The sequence below is a fragment of the Klebsiella sp. JN_Kp122 genome (genome assembly GCF_040062085.1).
GTDB lineage: Bacteria > Pseudomonadota > Gammaproteobacteria > Enterobacterales > Enterobacteriaceae > Klebsiella > Klebsiella aerogenes.
Window position 1 is genome coordinate 41,418 of sequence record NZ_JBEAHW010000044.1, and the last position, 18,876, is coordinate 60,293.

An 18,876-nucleotide genomic window follows, 5' to 3' on the forward strand; every position below is an offset into this window, starting at 1 on the left:
ACGTTAGCGATTGTTTTAAACTCAGTTCATGCACCTAAAAACAGGCACTATCCGCTTAATGCACGTTTTAAGGTGCAATTTTTACCTTCTTCCTCCAGTTTCCCCTGTCACCTTATCCCTCCGGCACACCATGCTGAACTCCCTTTCACCGGAGACAGCCCATGCAACTTTACCTGTGCGAAAAACCCTCTCAGGCGCGCGATATCGCCCGTGTTCTTGACGCCCGTAACCGCAGCGACGGCTACCTGCATAACGCCACCGTGACCATCACCTGGTGCTTCGGCCATCTGCTGAGCATGGCCGCGCCGGAGGATTACGATCCCACACTGAAACACTGGCGGGCAGAGCATCTGCCGTTTATTCCCCCGACATGGCGGCTGGTGATCCGCCCGGAGGTGCGCAGGCAGTTCCGCATTATTGAGAAGCTGCTGAAACAGGCGGATGCAGTGGTGATTGCCACCGACGCCGATCGCGAAGGCGAAACCATCGCCCGCGAAATTCTGGAACAATGTCGCTGGCGCGGTCCGGTCCAGCGACTGTGGCTGTCAGCACTGGATGACGCCAGTATCCACAAGGCGCTCGCCACGCTGCGACCCGGCGACAGCACGTTTCCGCTGTACCAGGCCGGACTGGCGCGCGCCCGCGCTGACTGGCTGGTCGGGATCAACATGACCCGCGCCTGCACGCTGATGAACCGGCGGCACAAAGGCGTGCTCTCCGTGGGCCGGGTACAGACGCCGACCCTGCGCCTGGTGGTGGAGCGCGACCGGGAGATCACCCGTTTCACGCCCCGCCCCTGGTGGCGGGTGGACGCCCGGCTGCATGCGGAGGGTTGTTCCTTTCTGGCGCAGTGGCAGCCGGATAAAGCGTACTGCGACGACGAAGGCCGCTGTATCCGTGAATCCGCCGCCCGCGAGGCCACTGCGCGCCTGCAACAGGCCGGAACCGCGCTGGTAATGGACGTGACAACCCGGCGGGAGAAAACGCCGCCACCGCAGGCCTTCACCCTCAGCGCCCTGCAGCAGGTCTGCTCAAAACAGTGGGGCATGGGCGCACAGGAGGTTCTGGATATCGCCCAGCGCCTGTATGAAACCCATAAGGCCACCACCTATCCGCGCACCGATTGCGGTTATCTGCCGCTTTCCATGCACGCTGAAGCACCACAGGTACTGGCCGCACTGGTCGCCAGCGACACCTCACTCCAGCCCCTCGCCACGCAACTGAATCTGCAGCAACGCTCACGACTGTGGGACGACAGCAAAATCACAGCCCACCATGGCATCATCCCGACCCGTAAAACGGTAGATCTGACGCAGCTAAACGACAGCGAGCGCAAGGTCTACGGTCTGGTACGCAACCATTTTCTGGCGCAGTTTTTGCCGGACCATGAGGTGGATAAAACTGACCTGCGCCTGAACTGCGCCGGGGAAACGCTGGCTGCCCGTGGTTCTGTGGTGATTGTCAGCGGCTGGCGGCAACTGTTTTTGCGCGAGATGGCAACCCAATCGCCGGAAGAAACACAGTCCATCCCCGCCCTGCAACAGGGGCAAACCTGCCAGGTGGAACAGGTGGACGTTCGCGCCCGCCAGACCCAGCCGCTGGAGCACTACACGGAAGGGACGCTGATTGCCGCGATGAAAAATGCCGCCCGTTTTGTCAGCGATGAACGCCTGAAGCAGCGGCTGAAAGAGAACGCCGGTATTGGCACCGAAGCCACCCGCGCCGGGATTATCCAGACGCTGCTTAAGCGCGGTTATCTGATTAAGCAGCGACGCTTTCTGCTGGCAACGGATACCGCCAGCACGCTGATTGACGCCCTGCCGGAAACGCTGAAAGATCCGGGCACCACTGCGCTATGGGAGCAGATGCTGGATGAGATCGCGACGGGAAAAATGGGGCTGGAGGCGTTCCTGGTGCAGCAGAAAGAGGCCGTTACAGCGCTCACGGCTCAAATAGTCAGGAGCCAGAAAATCACCCCATCAGGTTAGCAAAACGCCCGGCGTTTGCCGGGCGTGAAAACAACGTCAGTCAATGATTACGGCTTGTGTTCAATCGCCGGGTTGTTGTTGATGGCGATGCGCTGCGGTTTCTCTTCTTCCGGGATATCCTGGTGTAATTCAATCGCCAGCAAGCCGTTTTCCAGCGAAGCGCCGGTCACTTTCACATGCTCCGGCAGACTATAGCTGGCCCGGAAGTCGCTGCGGCTGATACCCCGATGGATCCACCCTTCTTCGCCGTTTTCGGTTTTCTCCTCTTCACGTTTACCGCTGATGTTCAGCTGACCGCCGACGGTTTCAATTTCCAGTTCACTCTCTTTCCAGCCCGGCACGCTGAGCGTCAGTTCATAGCGATTATCCCCCAACCGCCGGATATTGTAAGAAGGCGTGGAGGGCAACGGCGTACTGCCGGTTAGCTGGCTAAAAAGGCGATCGATACGGTTAAAACGGTCCGCAAACAGAGAGTCGGAGAGATCGTGTAATACAGGAAAAGTTCTGAGAGTCATCATGTACCTCCTGAACAGTAAAAAAGAATATTCAAAAAGTTCATGTCTTATGGGCAGGTGTTCCTTACCCGCTTTCTATGTAAGGTTACTGGGCTACTTTTCAACTCACCGAAGCGCAATTTTGTGATGAAAACCACATATTCTCCGCCCGGCCTGTCACGGAAATTATTCAGCCACCGGTAACAAATCTCGCTGTCCTCTCACCCCGAAAGCTGTTGCTGTAATGCCGTTATCACCAAAGTCCGCCATGCATTCCTGAAACGCGGAGGCGCACAGCGCGGAATGCCCGTACTGCCAGTAACTCTGAGGGCTTGCAGCCCATGAGCCAAACCCGAAGCGGGGCATCCCCGCGCATGGGGCCTCCGCACCTTTCAACACGGAGATACCACCATGAACGATACCCACTACTTCAACCTGTACACCAGCGGTCTGGGCTACCTCAACCGGATCCGGGAAGTAACCCCGAAAAAAGGCGAACCGTTCCTGTGTTGCGACATTGCCGCACTACGGGGCGAAGCCAGCAACGCGGAGCACACCTGGTTCGACTGCCGCATCAGCGGCAAGGAAGCGCAGAAACTGGTGCGCCGCTGTATCGACGCCTGCGAGCAGAAACGCAAGGTGCTGATCCAGTTCCGCCTCGGCGATCTGTATGCCGACACTTTTGTCTACAGCAAAGGCGACCGTAAAGGCGAAACCGGCGTCAGCCTGAAAGCCCATCTGCTGCAAATCGGGCTCATTAAAATTGACGGTGAAGAGGTTTACCGGGCAGAGCGCGAAGCGGAATCCCAGCCAGCGCCAGCCGCACCGCCAGCAGAGCCTGTACCGCAGTTCTGACGCACAGCATTCACCCTGCCGGGGAAATTCCCCATCGGGGCGTTTCCCTGGTCTTTTACCGGAGAGACGCATGATGAATACCGTATTGAACTCACGTGAAGAAGCCCTTGACCGGGGCAAACTGATTAACCTTGATGACGAGGCGCTGGACGCTGGCTTACCGCTGGATCTGGCCATAACTCTTCCGGCCCACAAGCACTGTCTTGAAGACCGGAATGACAACGACATCAATGACTTGCTGAAAGGTGTTGAAATGGCAGCGGTAGTGGCCTTTATCTCCCACCAACCACCGCAGCGCACCATTCGTATCGACTACCGCTGGGTGCTGTCGCAAAAAACTAACGGCAGCACCCAGCAGCAAACCGTCAGATTGACGTTACGCGTTCATTTTTCTGAGCAAGGCATCCCCATTGCCGCTACGCTGGGGCTGATGGGGGAAAGATTCCCTTACTGAACTGATTTTGCGCCCGTAACCGGGCGCTATTTTTTGACACCGCAAACAGTTGTCGGTAGCCCCTTCCCCTCTCATCCTGCACGCTCCTGTCAAAGCCCTGTGGAGGATGCGATGAAACGACTGCTGACAGCTCTGCTCCTGTTTATTTTCAACGGCGTGGCCGCCGCCTCCCCTGCAACGCCAGAAGTCGTCCGCTACGACCGCTATCTGCTGGTCAGCACGTCACCGCAACAGCCGCCACTCGAACAGCTTACCGCCCTGTCCGTTCCGCCCGGTTTTCATCCGACGGTAGGGGAAGCGTTGCAATACCTGTTGCGCGACAGCGGCTGGTCTTTGTGTCTCGCCGATGCGCACCGGGCGCAGCTTTATGGGCTCCCATTACCGCTGAGCCAGTACAATACCGGCCCCCTGCGCCTGAATACCGCCCTGCAACTGCTGGCTGGCCCGGCGTGGCGGATGACCACCGACGAAAATCGTCGCGAGATTTGTTTTGCCAGTGACAGTTTCCTCCCCCCGACGGTGGCTTACCGTCATCCCATGTCCCTCCGCCCTTTGGGGCCGTTAACGGCCCCGTTTTTTCTCGCCGGAACTGTACAGCGTGGCGATATCCGGCTGGCAGTGATTGTGCCGCCTGAAGCCGTTTACCTCCATCAGGCGGTGTGGCTGCGCAGAGGGGAACAGTGGCAAGGCTGGCGGCTGGAGCGGTTTGATGAGCGCCGGGCTGTATTCCGCCACGGCAAACGCCAATTGACGCTGAAGATGCCGGAGTAAGCGATGAAACGCCTGGTTCTTCTGTTACTGCTCACCGCCAACGCGTGGGCGCAACCGCTTCAGGTGCAGACCAGCCAGAACGCGGGGTCAGCCCTGCAACCGCTGACCACGCAGCAACAGGCCACCGTCTGGGGCGTCACACCAGAGGAGTGGCAGCGCTATCTCACGCTGAAACAGCAGGTGCGCGGCGTCTGGTCGCCGGGGCTCGACCCGCTGACCACACTGGGCGTCGAAGCTGAAACAGATAGCGAGCGCCAGCGCTTCGCCGAACTGCTGGTCAGGCAGGAGTACCAACGGCTGGAAAAGGAGCTCGCCTTCCAGCGCGCCTATGACGCGGCCTGGCAACGCCTGTATCCGGGCCTGACGCCGCTGAAAACCACCTCCGCCAGCACTTCCCGCGTTTCGCTGTTCGTTAAAGATGACTGCCCGCCCTGCGACAGCCTGCTACGTACCCTGCTGGCGCAGCAGCGTCCGCTGGATATCTGGCTGGTCGGAAGCGAAGGCGATGATAACCGGGTGCGCCGCTGGGCGATGGCGCACGGCATTGACGCAAAACTGGTGGGTAAGCACAGCATCACACTTAACCACGACGCGGGCCGCTGGCTCCTTTTGGGGGAGAGCAAAATCCCGGTGGCGCTGGAGCGTAAGGGGGAGCAATGGCGCGAGGTCCTGCCCTGATCCTGCTGCTGCCCTGCCTGGCGCTGGCGCAGTCGCTGCCAGAAGCGTACCTGCGTGCAGCAGAGCATTTCCACGTACCGCCGGAACTGCTGTGGGCCGTCACACAGACCGAAAGCGGGGCAAACCTGAACGGCAAGCATCTCCCGTGGCCGTGGACGCTCAATATCAAAGGCACCGGCTACCGCTACGCCAGCCGGGAGCAGGCCTGCCAGGCGCTGCTGGCCGCTATCCGCAGCACCAGCCCGAAGCGCATTGACGTGGGGCTCGGGCAGATCAATATCGGCTGGCACCGGGCGTATTTTGACTCTCCCTGCGACGCCCTGCATCCCCTGCAAAACCTGTCGCTCACCGCGCAACTGCTGCGCAAGCGCTACGATGAACGTCCCGGAAGCTGGCTCAACGCCGCTGCCCGATATCACCGCCCTGCGGGCGGCGCGCCCGCTGCACGCTACCGAAAACAGGTCAGCCGCCATATGCAACAGGCCGCACCGCCATGAGCCGTTACGCGCTGGAGGCGCAGCTGCGCCCGCCCGTGGAGTTTTACAGCACCGTCACCGCTTGCTGTGGCGCATTAATCTGCCTGACGCAGGCCCCGCTACTGATGCTGACGCCGTGGCAGGCCCGCCTGATGGCCTGCTCCCTGATGCTGCTGGCCCTGCGGCGAGGCTTCCAGGGGGGGCACATCGTGCGCTACCACCGCAACCTCCTGCGCCTGCCGCGCTACGCGCTCACCAGCCGGAAAATCCCGGTTAGCCGCCAGAGGCTGTTTCTCGGTAAAGGCTTTCGCTGGCAGCCTATCCACACCCAACGTTTGTACGACTGCCTGCAACCGGAAGCTGCACACTGGCTGCGCCCCGGATGGTGCTACCGTCTGGCAAGGCACATCGAAAAACGCAGCGAACATCCCCTTCCCAATCTTGCCCATCTGCTCAGTACCGACCACTGGCTGAATCCCGTACGTCCGCTGCCACCCGTCGGCGGCAATCCGTGGTTGCATGGGGTGGAACTTAAAGAGTGCGACGTCACCCTGCCGCTCAGTGAACGCCCCGGCCACACGCTGGTGCTCGGCACCACCCGCGTCGGCAAAACCCGCCTGGCGGAACTGCTTGCCACTCAGGACATCCGCCGTGGTGAGGTGGTGATCGTTTTCGATCCGAAGGGCGACGCGGATCTGTTGAAGCGTCTGTGGACAGAAACGCAGAGCGCCGGACGCGGCGATCGCTTTATCCTGTTCCACTTGGCGTATCCGGAGATCTCCGCTCGCTACAATGCCATCGGGCGCTTTGGCCGCATCTCGGAGGTGGCGTCACGCCTCACCGGACAGCTTTCCGGCGAAGGTAACTCGGCGGCCTTTCGCGAGTTCGCCTGGCGCTTTGTCAATATTATCGCCCGTGCCCTGGTGGCGCTCGGACAGCGCCCCGACTATCAGTTAATATCCCGCCACGTCGTCAATATCGACGCCCTGTTTATCGACTATGCCCGCATCGTCCTGCCGCGCCACAACGCGCGGGCATGGGAAGTGGTGGCGCAACTGGCGGAGCGCGTTAACGATAAAAACACACCGCGCCATATGCTGGGCCGCGATCCTCACGTGGTGGCGCTAGAGCAGTACCTCAACGCGGAGAAATTCTACGATCCGATCCTCGACGGCCTGCTCTCGGCGGTGCGCTATGACAAGACCTACTTCGACAAGATTGTCGCCTCACTGCTGCCGCTACTGGAAAAGCTGACCACCGGCACGCTCGCCGCCCTGCTCGCCCCGGACTACCACGATCTTGATGATGCGCGACCGGTCCTCGACTGGCAGCAGGCGATCCGCCAGAAAGCGGTGGTCTATGTCGGGCTGGATGCACTCTCCGATGCAGTGGTCGCTGCCGCTGTCGGTAACTCGATGTTTGCCGATCTGGTGAGCGTCGCCGGGCATCTCTACAAATTTGGTCTCAACGAAGGGCTACCCACCAACAGTGAAAAACCGCCGCCCATCAACCTACACTGCGATGAGTTTAACGAACTAATGGGTGACGAATTTATCCCGCTGGTCAACAAGGGCGGCGGCGCGGGTATTCAGGTCACTGCCTACACGCAGACGCTGAGCGATATTCAGGCCCGCATCGGCAGCGCGCCCAAAGCTGGCCAGGTGGTGGGCAACTTCAATAACCTGATTATGCTGCGGGTGCGCGAAACCGCCACCGCAGAACTGCTGACGAAGCAACTGCCTCAGGTGGAAGTGCGCAGCCGCCAGGTCAGCTCCGGTGTCACCGACACGCCGGGCGGCACCAACAGCTTCAGCAGCAACACCCGCGAGCAGGTAACCACCAGTAAAGTGCCGCTACTCGATATCGCCGCGCTGATCCAGCTTCCCAAAGGCCAGGCCTTTGCCCTGCTTGAGGGTGGACAGTTGTGGAAGCTCCGCCTGCCATTGCCCGTGGCGGATAAGCACTGCCCGCTGCCGGAGTCCGTCGCGCAACTGGCGGCCTGGATGCAGGCGCGCCAGCAGGGACAGCCGGAATGAGTGAACAACGACCGTCTCCTTCGCGTCCGACACAGGGACCAATAGGCTGGCTACTGTCGCTGGCCGGGCGGCTCATCGGGCTGGTTATTGGCGCGCTGGTGCTACGGGTAGTGCTGGAACTGGCGGGGCTGTATTTCTGGTGGCCGCATGAGGGAAGCGAGCATGTTTTCCAGGTGATGAGGCGGGAGCAGGTGGAACTGGTTAGTGCTTTGCAATCGCATCCATCGGGGAATGATATTGTGATACTGCTGGAAAAAGGGGCAACTCGCGTACTTATGGTCAACAGGCTCCTGCAAAAACCGCTCACCGCCCTGGCTTACACGCTGCTGAGTTTTATGTTGCGCCTGACATGGCTTGCCGCCATGCTCCCACTGATTTGCCTGTGTGTTGTAATCGGGCTGACCGAAGGTCTGGTACAACGGGATTTGAGGCGGTTTGGCTCCGGGCTCGAATCTACATTCCTTCACCGTTATGTCATCAGGTCCGGCAGTTCGGTCGCCACAACGCTTTGGGTGTGTTATCTGGCGCAGCCGCTGTTCCTGCCTGCAATGCTGATTTTACTGCCCACCGCTTTATGGTCCGGGATAACGGTATGGATGGCAGCAGGGAGTTTTAAACGGTGGTTATAAACACAATAAAACACTAAAAAATTCATATTGTTATATAAAAACACATTAATATATGCATCAACTGTTGTACTTAGTTGGAACCAAATGCACAACGATGAACTAATGGAATGGACAAAGGATGATTATAGGATTATAGGTGTAATAGATTACAGTGTAATCCTTGACATAAACTTGGGGATTTGTACTATGCACTGCGCTTACAGGAGGAAGTATGTCAGTTGAAAATGAAGGTGTTGTGTATGTCAATTTTAAATCGGTCTCGCAAAGTTCTGATCGTGAGAAAACGATTTTTGAAGGATATGAGACCACTACCCATTCAACGATAGTAACTATCGAAGAATATGAAAGAAAAAAAATTATAGATGAATTAGTAGAGCGGGCTGAAAGTATAATTTGGTAAATAATTTGGTGTAATCGCAAATGACGAACACAGCAATAGCGGAAAAAGAATCAAAAAACCAGTCGATGGATGATGATTCGACAAAGAAAAAATCCATTGATTTCATAAAATCCAGACAGTCAAAAACCCTTATAATTGGCATATGTGGCACTGTTGGTTCCGGTTTTAGGTCACTCGTCGAGACTGTAAAGGAAGAATTAGATATTTATGATTATGATACTCATACCATTAGAGTTAGTGATATAATCACAGATCTTTCTAAGAAACACTCGAAACTTGATGAACTAATTATTAGCAATGCTGCAGAGCGTTATCTAAAATTACAAAAGCAAGGTAACTTAATCAGGGAAACAATAGAAACCACTTATTTATCTCAAGCGGTAATTAGCGAAATAACCAGAATAAAAGCTGAAATAAAGGTAAAAAAAAGTATTCTTCCTGAAAAAAAAGATATTGGTAAAGTTGCATTTATTATTGACCAATTAAAACATCCTCATGAAGTTGAGCTACTTCGATTAATATATCCACATAATTTTTATCTGTTTGGTATGCTTAGAAGTGAAAGCGAACGAATTATAAACTTAAGAGATGAGGGTATATCAACAAATGATATTTACAAGATAATTACTGAGGATAAGAAGTCCGAGAAAAAAACCGGCCAGCAAACTGAAAAAACGATATTAGATTCCGATTTTTTTATCAACAATAATTCAGGTAATAAGTCATTACAAAAACAAGCAATTTCGCGATGCATTGCATTGATTCATGGTAAGAATGGCATAACTCCTACACGTGATGAGAAAGGCATGTATACTGCTTTTTCTGCTTCTCTAACATCTGCCTGTCTTTCAAGACAAGTCGGAGCAGCTATTTTAAACGATGATGGCGATATTATAGCCACAGGACGTAATGATGTCCCTAAATCTTTTGGTGGGCTATATTATGAAACGGGAAACATTGCTGACGATCATCGCTGCATTCATAAGGGAGGCCATTGTTTCAACGATGAACATAAAAATAAAATCAGAGAGAAGTTTGAATCAATTTTAAAAAATTATAACATTTTTACTAACGAAGATCCGAGATCTTCTGAAGATGAACTACCTCGTATGCCCAAAGCGGTCTCATCTAGCGAAATTGCTGACCTATTATTTAATGAAACGCCGGTGTCTTCTATAATAGAATACTCACGAGCGATCCATGCAGAAATGGATGCAATTACTTCTCTAGCAAGAAACCCTAGTGAAAGTACAAAAGGCAAAATTTTATATTCTACAACATATCCCTGTCATAATTGTGCACGGCATATTGTGGCATCAGGAATTAAAAAGGTTGTTTTTATAGAACCTTATGAAAAAAGCTTAGCATTAAGATTACATAACGATGCTATTAGTGAATTAAATGAAGCAGATAAAGTAAACTTTTTGTTATTTGAAGGTGTATCACCAAGACGATATCAAAAATTCTTCTTGGCCACTGGAGATAGAAAAGACGAAAATGGAAAAGCTAGACAATTAACATCTAAATATGGAAATCATATAGACATCCAATTTCTTGATGCTCCAGATGATTATGAATTGAAAATTCATGAAGATTTCACGAAAAGTTTTTCGTCATCTGATTAACTTATGATCCATGGCTCGCAAACGTGTTGACGCGAGCCAGAATAAAATGCAACCCATTGTTTTAATTGAACTTCAACATACCAATCAAGCATCTTTTATTATTGAATAATAATTTACAGATCCCATCTGATTGAATTTTTCTTATTATCACTCCGGTATTCACGGAGTGATATAAATGAACAGAATTACACTACTAAATGTATCTATTCTTCTTCTCCAAGGAGTTGCAATCGCCTCCCCGGAATCCACCCAGCTAGCCCTCGCGCTAAAGCAACTCGACGGCGTGAAAACCTCGCTGGAACGCGCCCAAACCAGTGCCAGTACCGATCCACAGTCGCGCTACCTCTTCGACTACTTACAGGCACAGCAGGACATCGCCACCGTTGAGCAGGGCATCCGCCGTTACCTTGCCCCGGAGAGGGCGCAGCCGCGCGCTATTCAGCCCCTGAGCACCAGCTACCAGCGGGAGCATCCCGATGACTGACTCGCAACTCGCCGCCTTTCAGGCCGCCAGCCTGAGCAAACCGGAGACCGTCAGCCTGCTCATACTCGGCCTGTTTACCAGCGTCCTGCTGCTGTGGTGCGCCTGGACGCTAATGGTCGCCTGGCAGGGCGTCTGCCGCCAGCGCCTGAGCTGGCAGAGCTTTGGCGCGGTGGCGGCCCGTTCACTGTTACTGGTGCTGGTCAGCTTCTGGCTGGTACTGAGCTGAGGAGGTATCATGCGCTGGCTTCTGTTACTGCTGTTCGCCACATTTAACGCCCTCGCCGACCTGCCGACGATGGAAGATCCGTCGCGCGGCCAGGGCAAGGGCATTATGGAGACGCTGCAAAACTACGTTTTTGACATCGTGGTACTGCTGGCGCTGGCCATCTGCGCCGTCGGTTTTCTGGTGGTGGCGAACAACTGCATTGCCACCTACTCGGAGATCCAGAGCGGGCGCAAGCAGTGGAAAGATCTGGGCTCTATGGCAGGCGTCGGCAGCATTCTTCTGGTGGTCATCATCTGGCTGCTCAATCAGGCCTCGGACGTCCTGTGATATGGCGACCATTCCCTTTCTCCCCGACCGCCTCAACCGCGAACCCGTGGTCTGGCGCGGCCTGACCACCAGTGAGATGTTTCTGGCGCTGGCTCTCGGTCTTGGCGGCGGCTGTGCGTTCGGCATTCTGCTGACCCTGATAACCCACTACTGGCCGTTGATCCCCGGTTCGGCACTGGCGGGTGCGGCATTACTGATTCAGGGCGGCGGGCGCATCCTGGCCCGCGCCAAACGTGGCAAGCCTGATAGCTGGCTACCACAGGCAATCCTTGCCTGGCTGGAGCGTCATCATCTTCGCGGCGGACAACTGGTTCAGCACAGTGCCGTATGGGTGGTACGCAGGAGCCCGCAATGAGTCGTTTTCGCCATGCGCTGGCCGAGCGCGATAACCATATTCTGACGCTGCGGGCCGTGATTGTCCTGCTGTGCCTGTGTCTGGCGGGCGTTGGCTACGGCTGGTATAGCGCCCCGCAAAAGCTCACCCTCTGGTTCCCGCCGGACCTGCGCAGCGGCAGTACCCGGCCGTGGTGGGAAGTGCCGCCCGCCAGCGTTTACGCCTTCACTTTTTATATCTTCCAGCAGCTTAACCGCTGGCCGGATAACGGTGAGGAGGACTATTCCCGCAACCTCCGTTCGCTGCGCGCCTACCTGACGCCCGCCTGCCACACCCGTCTGGAGCACGATTTCCAGGTACGGCGCAACGGCGGTGAGCTGCGCGAGCGCACGCGCGGCGTGTATGAACTTCCCGGCCACGGCTACAGCAGCCTGGTGCATGACGGTGATAACCCCCCTGTCCCGCGCGTCGAGACCTTAAGCCGGGATGCCTGGCGGGTAACGCTCGACGTGGCAGTTGAAGAGTATTACCAGAACGAGCCGGTGAAAAAGGCGCTGGTGCGCTACCCGTTGCAGGTGATGCGTTATGCCATTGATGCGGAGAAAAATCCGTGGGGGCTGGCGATCGACTGTACCGATGCCGCGCCGCAGCGTCTGGTGGCGGAGGAGAAACCATGAAGCCAGTCCTCTTTGCTTTATTGTTCAGTTTCCCCGCCTTCGCCACTGAGGTGGTGCAGTGGGAAAACATCCCGCTGCCCGTCACGCTGCATGTCGGGCAGGAGCAAATTGTCGACGTGGGTAAACCGGTGCGCATCGGCTATCCCGCCACGCTGGAAGGCAAAGTGCGTCTGCAAAGCGCGGGTGGAAAGGTCTTCCTGCTGGCGAATACGATGTTCCCGGCCACCCGCATTCAGCTACGAGATACTGACAGCGGTGAACTGATCCTGCTGGATATTGAGGCCATCCAGGGCACTTCGCCACTTGAACCCGTGCAAATTAGCTATACGCCGCAGACGCCTGCCACAGCCAAAACGCCCGTCCCGGTAACAGCATCAACCGAGCCCCTGCCCGTTCTGCTGGTACGCTATGCCGCGCAGAACCTGTATGCGCCGCTGCGTACCGTCGAAGCCCTGCCAGGCGTGACGCCCGCCCCCGTCCGGCTGGCGAAACGCATCACCACCTTACTGCCTCAGCAACCTGTTACCTCCATCCCGCTGGCTTCATGGCAGGTCAATGCCACCACCGTCACCGCCATCCGCCTGCAAAACCGCAGCGGGCGGCGCATCACGCTCGATCCGCGCGAGCTTCAGGGGCAGTTCACCGCTGCCGCGTTCCAGCATGACTGGCTCGGCCCGCGTGGTCTGGCAGAAGACACCACCGTGGTGTACCTGGTAACGGAAGGCCCGGTTTCCCGCGCCCTGCTGCCGGAGCCGAAACCATGATGCCGCGCCAGAGTCTTCTGCTGAAAATCCTGCTGCCTGTTATTGTCTTTCTCACTGGCTGGTTGCTGCTGCGCCCGGCAGGCAAAAGTACGAAGGAGACCACCCCGCCCCGCACCGTGGCAGCGTTAACGCCACAGGAACTACGCGATCTGGGTATCGACGGCGACACGCCTGCCGATACCGTCGCCACGCTGGTCGGCCAGATGAAGCAGTACCGCCGGGAGCTTCAGGTAATCCAGAGCGATAACGAAAGCCAGCAGGCCCGCGAGAAGCGGCTGAAAGCCCAGCAGGCGACGCTGGTATCGGAGTTGCGCGGCGATATGCGCAGGCAGCAGGAGCAGATGCGCGACGAGCTACTAAAAAGCCAGCGGGGACTGCTGGATAAGCTCAACCATCTGATGACCAAGCGCCCGGACGATATCCCGCCCGGTCTGGGGCTGACGCCCGGTGAACTGCCTGCTGACGTACAGCCAGATATCCGCTGGCTGGAACCGCTGGATGCACCTCCGACCGTGGATGAAAAGCTGCTGCGCGTCCCCCTGAAAGCGGCGGACAAGCCGCCACCGAAACCTGATGTGAAGGTCTACACCCTGCCGCAGAACGCCACGCTGACCGGATCGGTGGCGATGACGGCGCTGATTGGCCGCGTACCGCTTAACGGCACCGTCAGCGATCCCTACCCGTTCAAGCTGCTGATTGGCGAGGACAATCTCACCGCCAACGGCATCGAACTGCCGGATGTGGCGGGCGCTGTGGTCTCCGGTATCGCCTCCGGCGACTGGACGCTCTCCTGCGTGCGCGGGCAAATCACTTCCATGACCTTTTTGTTTCACGACGGCACCATCCGCACCGTCCCACAGGGCGGCAAATCTGGCAACAAACAGCAGGAGATCGGCTGGCTTTCGGATAACCAGGGGCTGCCGTGTATTCCCGGCGAGCGCAAAAGCAATGCGAAGGAGTACCTGACCTCGCAGTTCCTGCTGGCGGGTTCCGGTGCGGCGGCGCAGGCCTTCGCCAACGGCGAAAGCACCACCGTGGTCGAGGACGGCAGCATCACCAGCGCAGTGACGGGCAACAACGGTCAGTACGTGCTCGGCCAGGCCATCGGCGGCGGATTAAAAGAGACCGCCGACTGGATGAAACAGCACTACGGCCAGATGTTCGACGCGGTGTATGTGCCGCCGGGCCACAAGGTGGCGGTGCATCTCACCGAACCGCTGGCTATCGACTACGAGCCGGAAGGCCGCAAAGTGAAATACCAGCAGGCCAGCACACCGGGAGGGCTGGAATGAAATTTACCATCCTTATACTTCTGTTGTTACTGGCCGGATGCAGCACCTCACAGGAAGAACTGATGCCGGTCGATCCTGATGCCAGCATGCTCTCGCTGTGGCAGCAGCAAAGCGGCGGCAGTGCCGCCCTGCTTGATGCTCGCGCCCGGTTGCGACGCCCGCCGGATGGTCCGGTGTCGCAACCCGAAGCGGATACCATCCGTAGCCAGTTTCCGCGCCTGCCCAATCCGGATCTTGTGTTGTACGTTTTCCCGCACCTTAACGGCAACACCCCGGTGCCTGGTTACAGCACCGTCTTCCCCTTCTATACCCGCCCGCAGTATGCATTACCGGGCGAACGCCTGACTCCGCCATGAATGAACGGTGCGGTCTCCCGCAACAGGCGCTGAATACCAGCTACCGCAAGGGCCCGTCCTTTGTCGACTGGCTGCCGTGGGTGGAGTTTTTGCCGGAGTCGCAGACGCTGCTGCTGGAAGATGGCCGCTCGGTGGGCGCGGTGTTTGAGCTAATACCTGTTGGCACCGAAGGCCGCTCGACGGCCTTTCTCGAACAGATGCGCGATACCGTCACCGACGCATTACAGGATGCCTTTGATGAGCATGAACGTGCGCCGTGGGTGGTGCAGTTTTTCTGCCAGGACGAGGACGACAGCGAGGCGTGGCTGGCATCACTTTCAGCTTACGCCGCACCGGAAATTCGCAACTCCGCCTTTACCCGCGAATGGCTCACGCAGATGGCAAACCATATGGCGAATCTCACCCGCGATGAGGGGCTGTTTCTCGATAACACCGTCACCCGTACCCGGTGGCGGGCGACGTGGCGGCGCACGCGGATGGTGGTGTACCGCTGGCTTCCAGGTTTCTCGCCGGACGAACCGTCCCCGGAAGAGACGCTGAACAATATCTGCGAGCGTCTCACCGCCGGGCTGAAAGCGGCGGGAATTAACGCCATCCGCCAGAATGAACAGGCCATTCACCGCTGGATGGTGCGCTGGTTTAATCCTGCGCCTCCAGTGGAAGATAAAAAAGCCTTCTGGCGACAACTGGATTTACCGGAAGCTGAATCTCTGCCCGTTATCACCGATTTCGCTGAACGACTGCTGACGAGCGAACCGCGCTCGGACGCAAAGAACGGCGTTTGGTGGTTGGATAACCGACCGCATAAAGTGATGGTGGTCGACCGCCTGCGCAAAGCGCCGCCGCCCGGCCTGCTGACCGGAGAAACCTCGCGCGGCGACGGCATCAATGCCCTGTTCGACCTGCTGCCTGCGGGAACCATCATAAACCTGACCGTAGTGGTGTATCCGCAGGACAAGCTGGAGCAGCATATCAGCCACCTCGCCGACCGGGCGATTGGCGACAACACCGATTCGGAATACACCCGCCGCGACTGCCACGAGGTACGCAGCTATCTCAAGGACGGCCATAAGCTCTACCGCAGCACGCTGGCGTTTTACCTGCATGCACCCGACACCGATACCCTGTTTCGCCAGCAGCGCCAGTTGCACAGCCTGTTGCTTAACGCCGGTCTGGTACCCGTACAGGAGCAGCATGAAGTGGCCCCCTTAAGCCACTGGTTACGCTGGCTGCCGATGTGTTTCGATCCCCTGCGCGATCTGTGCGGGCTGTATACCCGGCTCAACTTCGTTCAGCATATCGCCGGGCTGATGCCGGTGTACGGGCGGGAAACCGGCACCGGGCATCCGGGGATTTGTTACTTCAATCGCGGCGGCGCGCCGCTGTGCTTCGATCCGCTGAATAAGCTAGACCGCGCCCAGAACGGCCATCTGCTGTTGCTCGGCCCGACCGGAGCGGGCAAATCCGCCACGCTGAACGCGAAAATAGCCCAATTGATGGCACTGCACCGCCCTCGCCTGTTTATCATCGAAGCCGGGAACTCGTTCGGCCTGATGGCGGACTACGCTGCCGCCCACGGTCTGACGGTGAACAAAATCAACCTGCGTCCCGGTTCCGGTGTCACCCTGCCCCTGTTCGCCGATGCCTGGCGACTGGTGGAACAAGCGGTTACCGACGCCGAACCGCCTGAGGACGAAGAGAGCGACGGCGATGACCAGCGCGATGTGCTCGGTGAAATGGAGATCACCGCCCGGCTGATGATCACCGGTGGCGAAGCAAAAGAGGATGCTCGCCTTACCCGACCTGACCGGGCGATGATCCGCCAGGCGATTATCGCCGCCGCGCACACCTGCTACGAGGAAAAACGCCAGACGCTGACCCAGGATATCCGTGACGCACTGTTCGCCCTTTCCCGCAATGCCAGCCTGCCGGAGACTCGCCGCCAGCGGGCGTATGAGATGGCGGAATCCATCAACCTGTTCTGTGCCGGGTTTGAAGGCGAGCTGTTTAACCGCGAAGGCACGATGTGGCCGGAGGCGGACATCACCCTGGTGGATCTCGCCACCTTTGCCCGCGAAGGCTATGAAGCGCAGCTTGCCATCAGCTATATCTCACTGATTAATCATATTAATAACCTCGGCGAGCGCGACCAGCATCTGGCGCGGCCCATCGTTAACATCACCGATGAAGCGCATATCATCACCGTCAATCCGCTGCTGGCGCGCTTCCTCACGAAGGGCTCAAAGATGTGGCGCAAGCTCGGCATCTGGCTGTGGCTCGCCACCCAGAACCTGGCGGATTTTCCCGATGAAGCGAAGAAACTGCTCAATATGATCGAGTGGTGGGAACTGCTAGTGATGCCGCCAGAAGAGATCGATCAGGTGTGCCGGTTTAAGGCGCTGACCGAGGAACAGCGGCAACTGCTGCGCTCTGCGGTGAAATCACCGGGGCAATATACCGAGGGTGTGGTGCTATCCCCGCGAGTTGAAGCGCTGTTTCGGGTGGTGCCGCCTGCACTGTATCTGGCGCTGGCAATGACCGAGAAGCATGAAAAGGCCGAGCGGATGCGGATTATGCGGGAGATGGGATGTAGTGAGGTGGAGGCGGCTAGGCATATAATGTCACTCAATAGATAACGCTCGATTGTTTCTGAATATCATTTAATATTTTCATCATGTGTACAATATATTTCACCTATCTTTAAAATGACAACTATGTGACCTTAATAACTTTATCTATGAGCTTTTTTGTAGATAATACACTTCACATCAAATAAAGTAATAAAGTCTATGAAAAGAAAATTAAAAAAGAACACAAGATTTATAGATGCAACCAAACTGACGCTTGAAGAATGGCTTGATATGATTTCGGTTGATCGAAGGGAGCGAGATTATGATATAATGGATTTTCAATTCCCAACCACCAAACATTTAGAAGAATACATTATCAACATTGATAAATATTCAGAAAACGATGTAAAAGATCTAATTTACAAATTTATAATTCCCACTGCATTTTTAGGCGGTGATGATATCATCAGAAACTGGGTTTTTGATAGTGGAAAGTTTAACATCAGAGAAATATTCAACCATGAATCATTTCTTAAAAGATTAATTTCAGTAAATGAAAAGAATCCACCATGGCAATCTATCTCTTGGATTCTCGATTTACTACCCGAAAACCCTTATCAAGCAGTCAGTGTCGTTAATGCTTATGTGACCGCGCACATTATGTTTCTGTCTGACAATGGATTTTATCGATGTGAGGATATTATTTCATTAATAAATGCAAAATTTATCAATCATCCACTGCCAACTAAAGATCTGATAAGGAAAATATCCTCACGTGATTTTGAACTTCTTTGTGGTTATTTATATTATAAAAAAGGATATGATGTTAACATCACTAAAAAAACTAGAGATGGTGGTTATGATATTATTGCAGAAAAAGGCAGCGGAAGGGAACACGAGGTGCTATATATTGAATGTAAACAAAAAGAAACTAAAGTTGGAGTAGAAATAGCTCGAAATGCTTTGGGCTTGCTAAATATAAAAAACGCTACAAAGTCAGTAATTATAACCAGTAACTATTTCACGAAAGATGCACTAAAGATTTCACAAGAATCAAAGCGACTTGAACTCATTAATTTGGACGATTTCGACAATGATATGCGAGAATATGTTGATCCCAGATGGGTTTATCGTATCGATGGATACATTAAAGAAATGAGAAACATTTCAAATAAAAACGTAATCCCTAACATTACCAATTAATAGTTTATTTAAATTCAAATAAATTCTTAATTTCAATTTCTAACCCTTGAGCTAAAACATTTAGTACTTCAAGGGTTGGATTCCTTACCCCACGCTCAATACCGCTCACATAAGTACGATCAAGCCCACATTTATCCGCAAATGCTTCCTGAGACAGGCCTGACTGGAGTCTGAGTTTTTTGAGATGTGCGCCAAACTGCGCCTGAATACTGGATGTATTTTTCATCCAGATAAAAT

22 protein-coding genes are annotated in these 18,876 nt (G+C 55.4%); 20 read left to right on the plus strand and 2 right to left on the minus strand.

The genetic code is table 11. The features are described 5' to 3' along the window. Positions 1 to 161: 161 nt before the first annotated feature. On the plus strand, positions 162 to 1,988 hold the full coding sequence (locus ABLU78_RS18585) for a DNA topoisomerase III (RefSeq protein ID WP_348820621.1): 1,827 nt from the start codon (positions 162 to 164) through the stop codon (positions 1,986 to 1,988). Positions 1,989 to 2,035: 47 nt separating this feature from the next. Here the strand turns inward: ABLU78_RS18585 and ABLU78_RS18590 are convergent, their stop codons facing one another. After that, entirely contained in the window at positions 2,036 to 2,506 is a 471-nt protein-coding gene (locus ABLU78_RS18590; RefSeq protein WP_023182588.1) for an Hsp20 family protein, read from the minus strand. Between the two features lie 387 nt (positions 2,507 to 2,893). Between ABLU78_RS18590 and ABLU78_RS18595 the strand changes: the two genes are divergently transcribed. The 19 genes from ABLU78_RS18595 to ABLU78_RS18685 all read left to right on the plus strand — a co-directional run bounded on the left by ABLU78_RS18595 (position 2,894) and on the right by ABLU78_RS18685 (position 18,639). Then, on the plus strand, positions 2,894 to 3,337 hold the full coding sequence (locus ABLU78_RS18595) for an STY4534 family ICE replication protein (protein WP_049009522.1): 444 nt from the start codon (positions 2,894 to 2,896) through the stop codon (positions 3,335 to 3,337). 70 nt (positions 3,338 to 3,407) lie between these two features. Next, positions 3,408 to 3,791, plus strand: coding sequence for a hypothetical protein (locus ABLU78_RS18600; RefSeq protein WP_117125672.1), 384 nt, complete (start codon positions 3,408 to 3,410; stop codon positions 3,789 to 3,791). 111 nt (positions 3,792 to 3,902) lie between these two features. Beyond that, positions 3,903 to 4,562, plus strand: a complete 660-nt coding sequence (locus ABLU78_RS18605) for a pilus assembly protein PilL (protein ID WP_348820622.1) — start codon at positions 3,903 to 3,905, stop codon at positions 4,560 to 4,562. Between the two features lie 3 nt (positions 4,563 to 4,565). After that, positions 4,566 to 5,240 (plus strand): TIGR03759 family integrating conjugative element protein, encoded by a 675-nt coding sequence (locus tag ABLU78_RS18610; protein ID WP_348820623.1) that lies wholly within the window; start codon positions 4,566 to 4,568, stop codon positions 5,238 to 5,240. Then, entirely contained in the window at positions 5,219 to 5,737 is a 519-nt protein-coding gene (locus ABLU78_RS18615) for a transglycosylase SLT domain-containing protein (protein WP_348820624.1), read from the plus strand. The genes ABLU78_RS18610 and ABLU78_RS18615 overlap by 22 nt, the downstream gene beginning before the upstream one ends. Further along, on the plus strand, positions 5,734 to 7,752 hold the full coding sequence (traD, locus tag ABLU78_RS18620; RefSeq protein WP_348820625.1) for a type IV conjugative transfer system coupling protein TraD: 2,019 nt from the start codon (positions 5,734 to 5,736) through the stop codon (positions 7,750 to 7,752). The genes ABLU78_RS18615 and traD overlap by 4 nt, the downstream gene beginning before the upstream one ends. After that, entirely contained in the window at positions 7,749 to 8,381 is a 633-nt protein-coding gene (locus ABLU78_RS18625; RefSeq protein WP_348820626.1) for a DUF4400 domain-containing protein, read from the plus strand. The genes traD and ABLU78_RS18625 overlap by 4 nt, the downstream gene beginning before the upstream one ends. Before the next feature lie 211 nt (positions 8,382 to 8,592). Further along, positions 8,593 to 8,781, plus strand: a complete 189-nt coding sequence (locus tag ABLU78_RS18630; protein WP_064151388.1) for a hypothetical protein — start codon at positions 8,593 to 8,595, stop codon at positions 8,779 to 8,781. 20 nt (positions 8,782 to 8,801) lie between these two features. Next, entirely contained in the window at positions 8,802 to 10,406 is a 1,605-nt protein-coding gene (locus ABLU78_RS18635; protein ID WP_149607546.1) for an anti-phage dCTP deaminase, read from the plus strand. 175 nt (positions 10,407 to 10,581) lie between these two features. Beyond that, positions 10,582 to 10,890, plus strand: a complete 309-nt coding sequence (locus ABLU78_RS18640) for an RAQPRD family integrative conjugative element protein (protein WP_348820627.1) — start codon at positions 10,582 to 10,584, stop codon at positions 10,888 to 10,890. After that, positions 10,883 to 11,116: a TIGR03758 family integrating conjugative element protein gene (locus ABLU78_RS18645; protein WP_049106822.1), complete on the plus strand. Its 234-nt coding sequence runs from the start codon at positions 10,883 to 10,885 to the stop codon at positions 11,114 to 11,116. The genes ABLU78_RS18640 and ABLU78_RS18645 overlap by 8 nt, the downstream gene beginning before the upstream one ends. Before the next feature lie 9 nt (positions 11,117 to 11,125). Next, positions 11,126 to 11,443, plus strand: coding sequence for a TIGR03745 family integrating conjugative element membrane protein (locus ABLU78_RS18650; protein ID WP_348820628.1), 318 nt, complete (start codon positions 11,126 to 11,128; stop codon positions 11,441 to 11,443). 1 nt (position 11,444) lies between these two features. Next, a complete protein-coding gene (locus ABLU78_RS18655; RefSeq protein ID WP_348820629.1) occupies positions 11,445 to 11,798 on the plus strand; it encodes a TIGR03750 family conjugal transfer protein in 354 nt (117 codons plus the stop codon). After that, complete coding sequence (locus ABLU78_RS18660; RefSeq protein ID WP_319846450.1) at positions 11,795 to 12,454, plus strand: PFL_4703 family integrating conjugative element protein; 660 nt, start codon at positions 11,795 to 11,797, stop codon at positions 12,452 to 12,454. The genes ABLU78_RS18655 and ABLU78_RS18660 overlap by 4 nt, the downstream gene beginning before the upstream one ends. Next, positions 12,451 to 13,218, plus strand: coding sequence for a TIGR03749 family integrating conjugative element protein (locus tag ABLU78_RS18665; protein WP_348820630.1), 768 nt, complete (start codon positions 12,451 to 12,453; stop codon positions 13,216 to 13,218). The genes ABLU78_RS18660 and ABLU78_RS18665 overlap by 4 nt, the downstream gene beginning before the upstream one ends. Continuing rightward, a complete protein-coding gene (locus tag ABLU78_RS18670; RefSeq protein WP_348820631.1) occupies positions 13,215 to 14,510 on the plus strand; it encodes a TIGR03752 family integrating conjugative element protein in 1,296 nt (431 codons plus the stop codon). The genes ABLU78_RS18665 and ABLU78_RS18670 overlap by 4 nt, the downstream gene beginning before the upstream one ends. Beyond that, entirely contained in the window at positions 14,507 to 14,866 is a 360-nt protein-coding gene (locus tag ABLU78_RS18675; protein WP_121529923.1) for a TIGR03751 family conjugal transfer lipoprotein, read from the plus strand. Before ABLU78_RS18670 ends, ABLU78_RS18675 begins: the two co-directional genes overlap by 4 nt. Continuing rightward, a complete protein-coding gene (locus ABLU78_RS18680; protein ID WP_348820632.1) occupies positions 14,863 to 17,502 on the plus strand; it encodes a conjugative transfer ATPase in 2,640 nt (879 codons plus the stop codon). The genes ABLU78_RS18675 and ABLU78_RS18680 overlap by 4 nt, the downstream gene beginning before the upstream one ends. A 153-nt stretch (positions 17,503 to 17,655) precedes the next feature. Continuing rightward, positions 17,656 to 18,639, plus strand: a complete 984-nt coding sequence (locus tag ABLU78_RS18685; protein WP_348820633.1) for a restriction endonuclease — start codon at positions 17,656 to 17,658, stop codon at positions 18,637 to 18,639. 4 nt (positions 18,640 to 18,643) lie between these two features. Here the strand turns inward: ABLU78_RS18685 and ABLU78_RS18690 are convergent, their stop codons facing one another. Next, positions 18,644 to 18,865, minus strand: coding sequence for a helix-turn-helix transcriptional regulator (locus ABLU78_RS18690; RefSeq protein ID WP_074185646.1), 222 nt, complete (start codon positions 18,863 to 18,865; stop codon positions 18,644 to 18,646). Positions 18,866 to 18,876 lie beyond the last annotated feature (11 nt).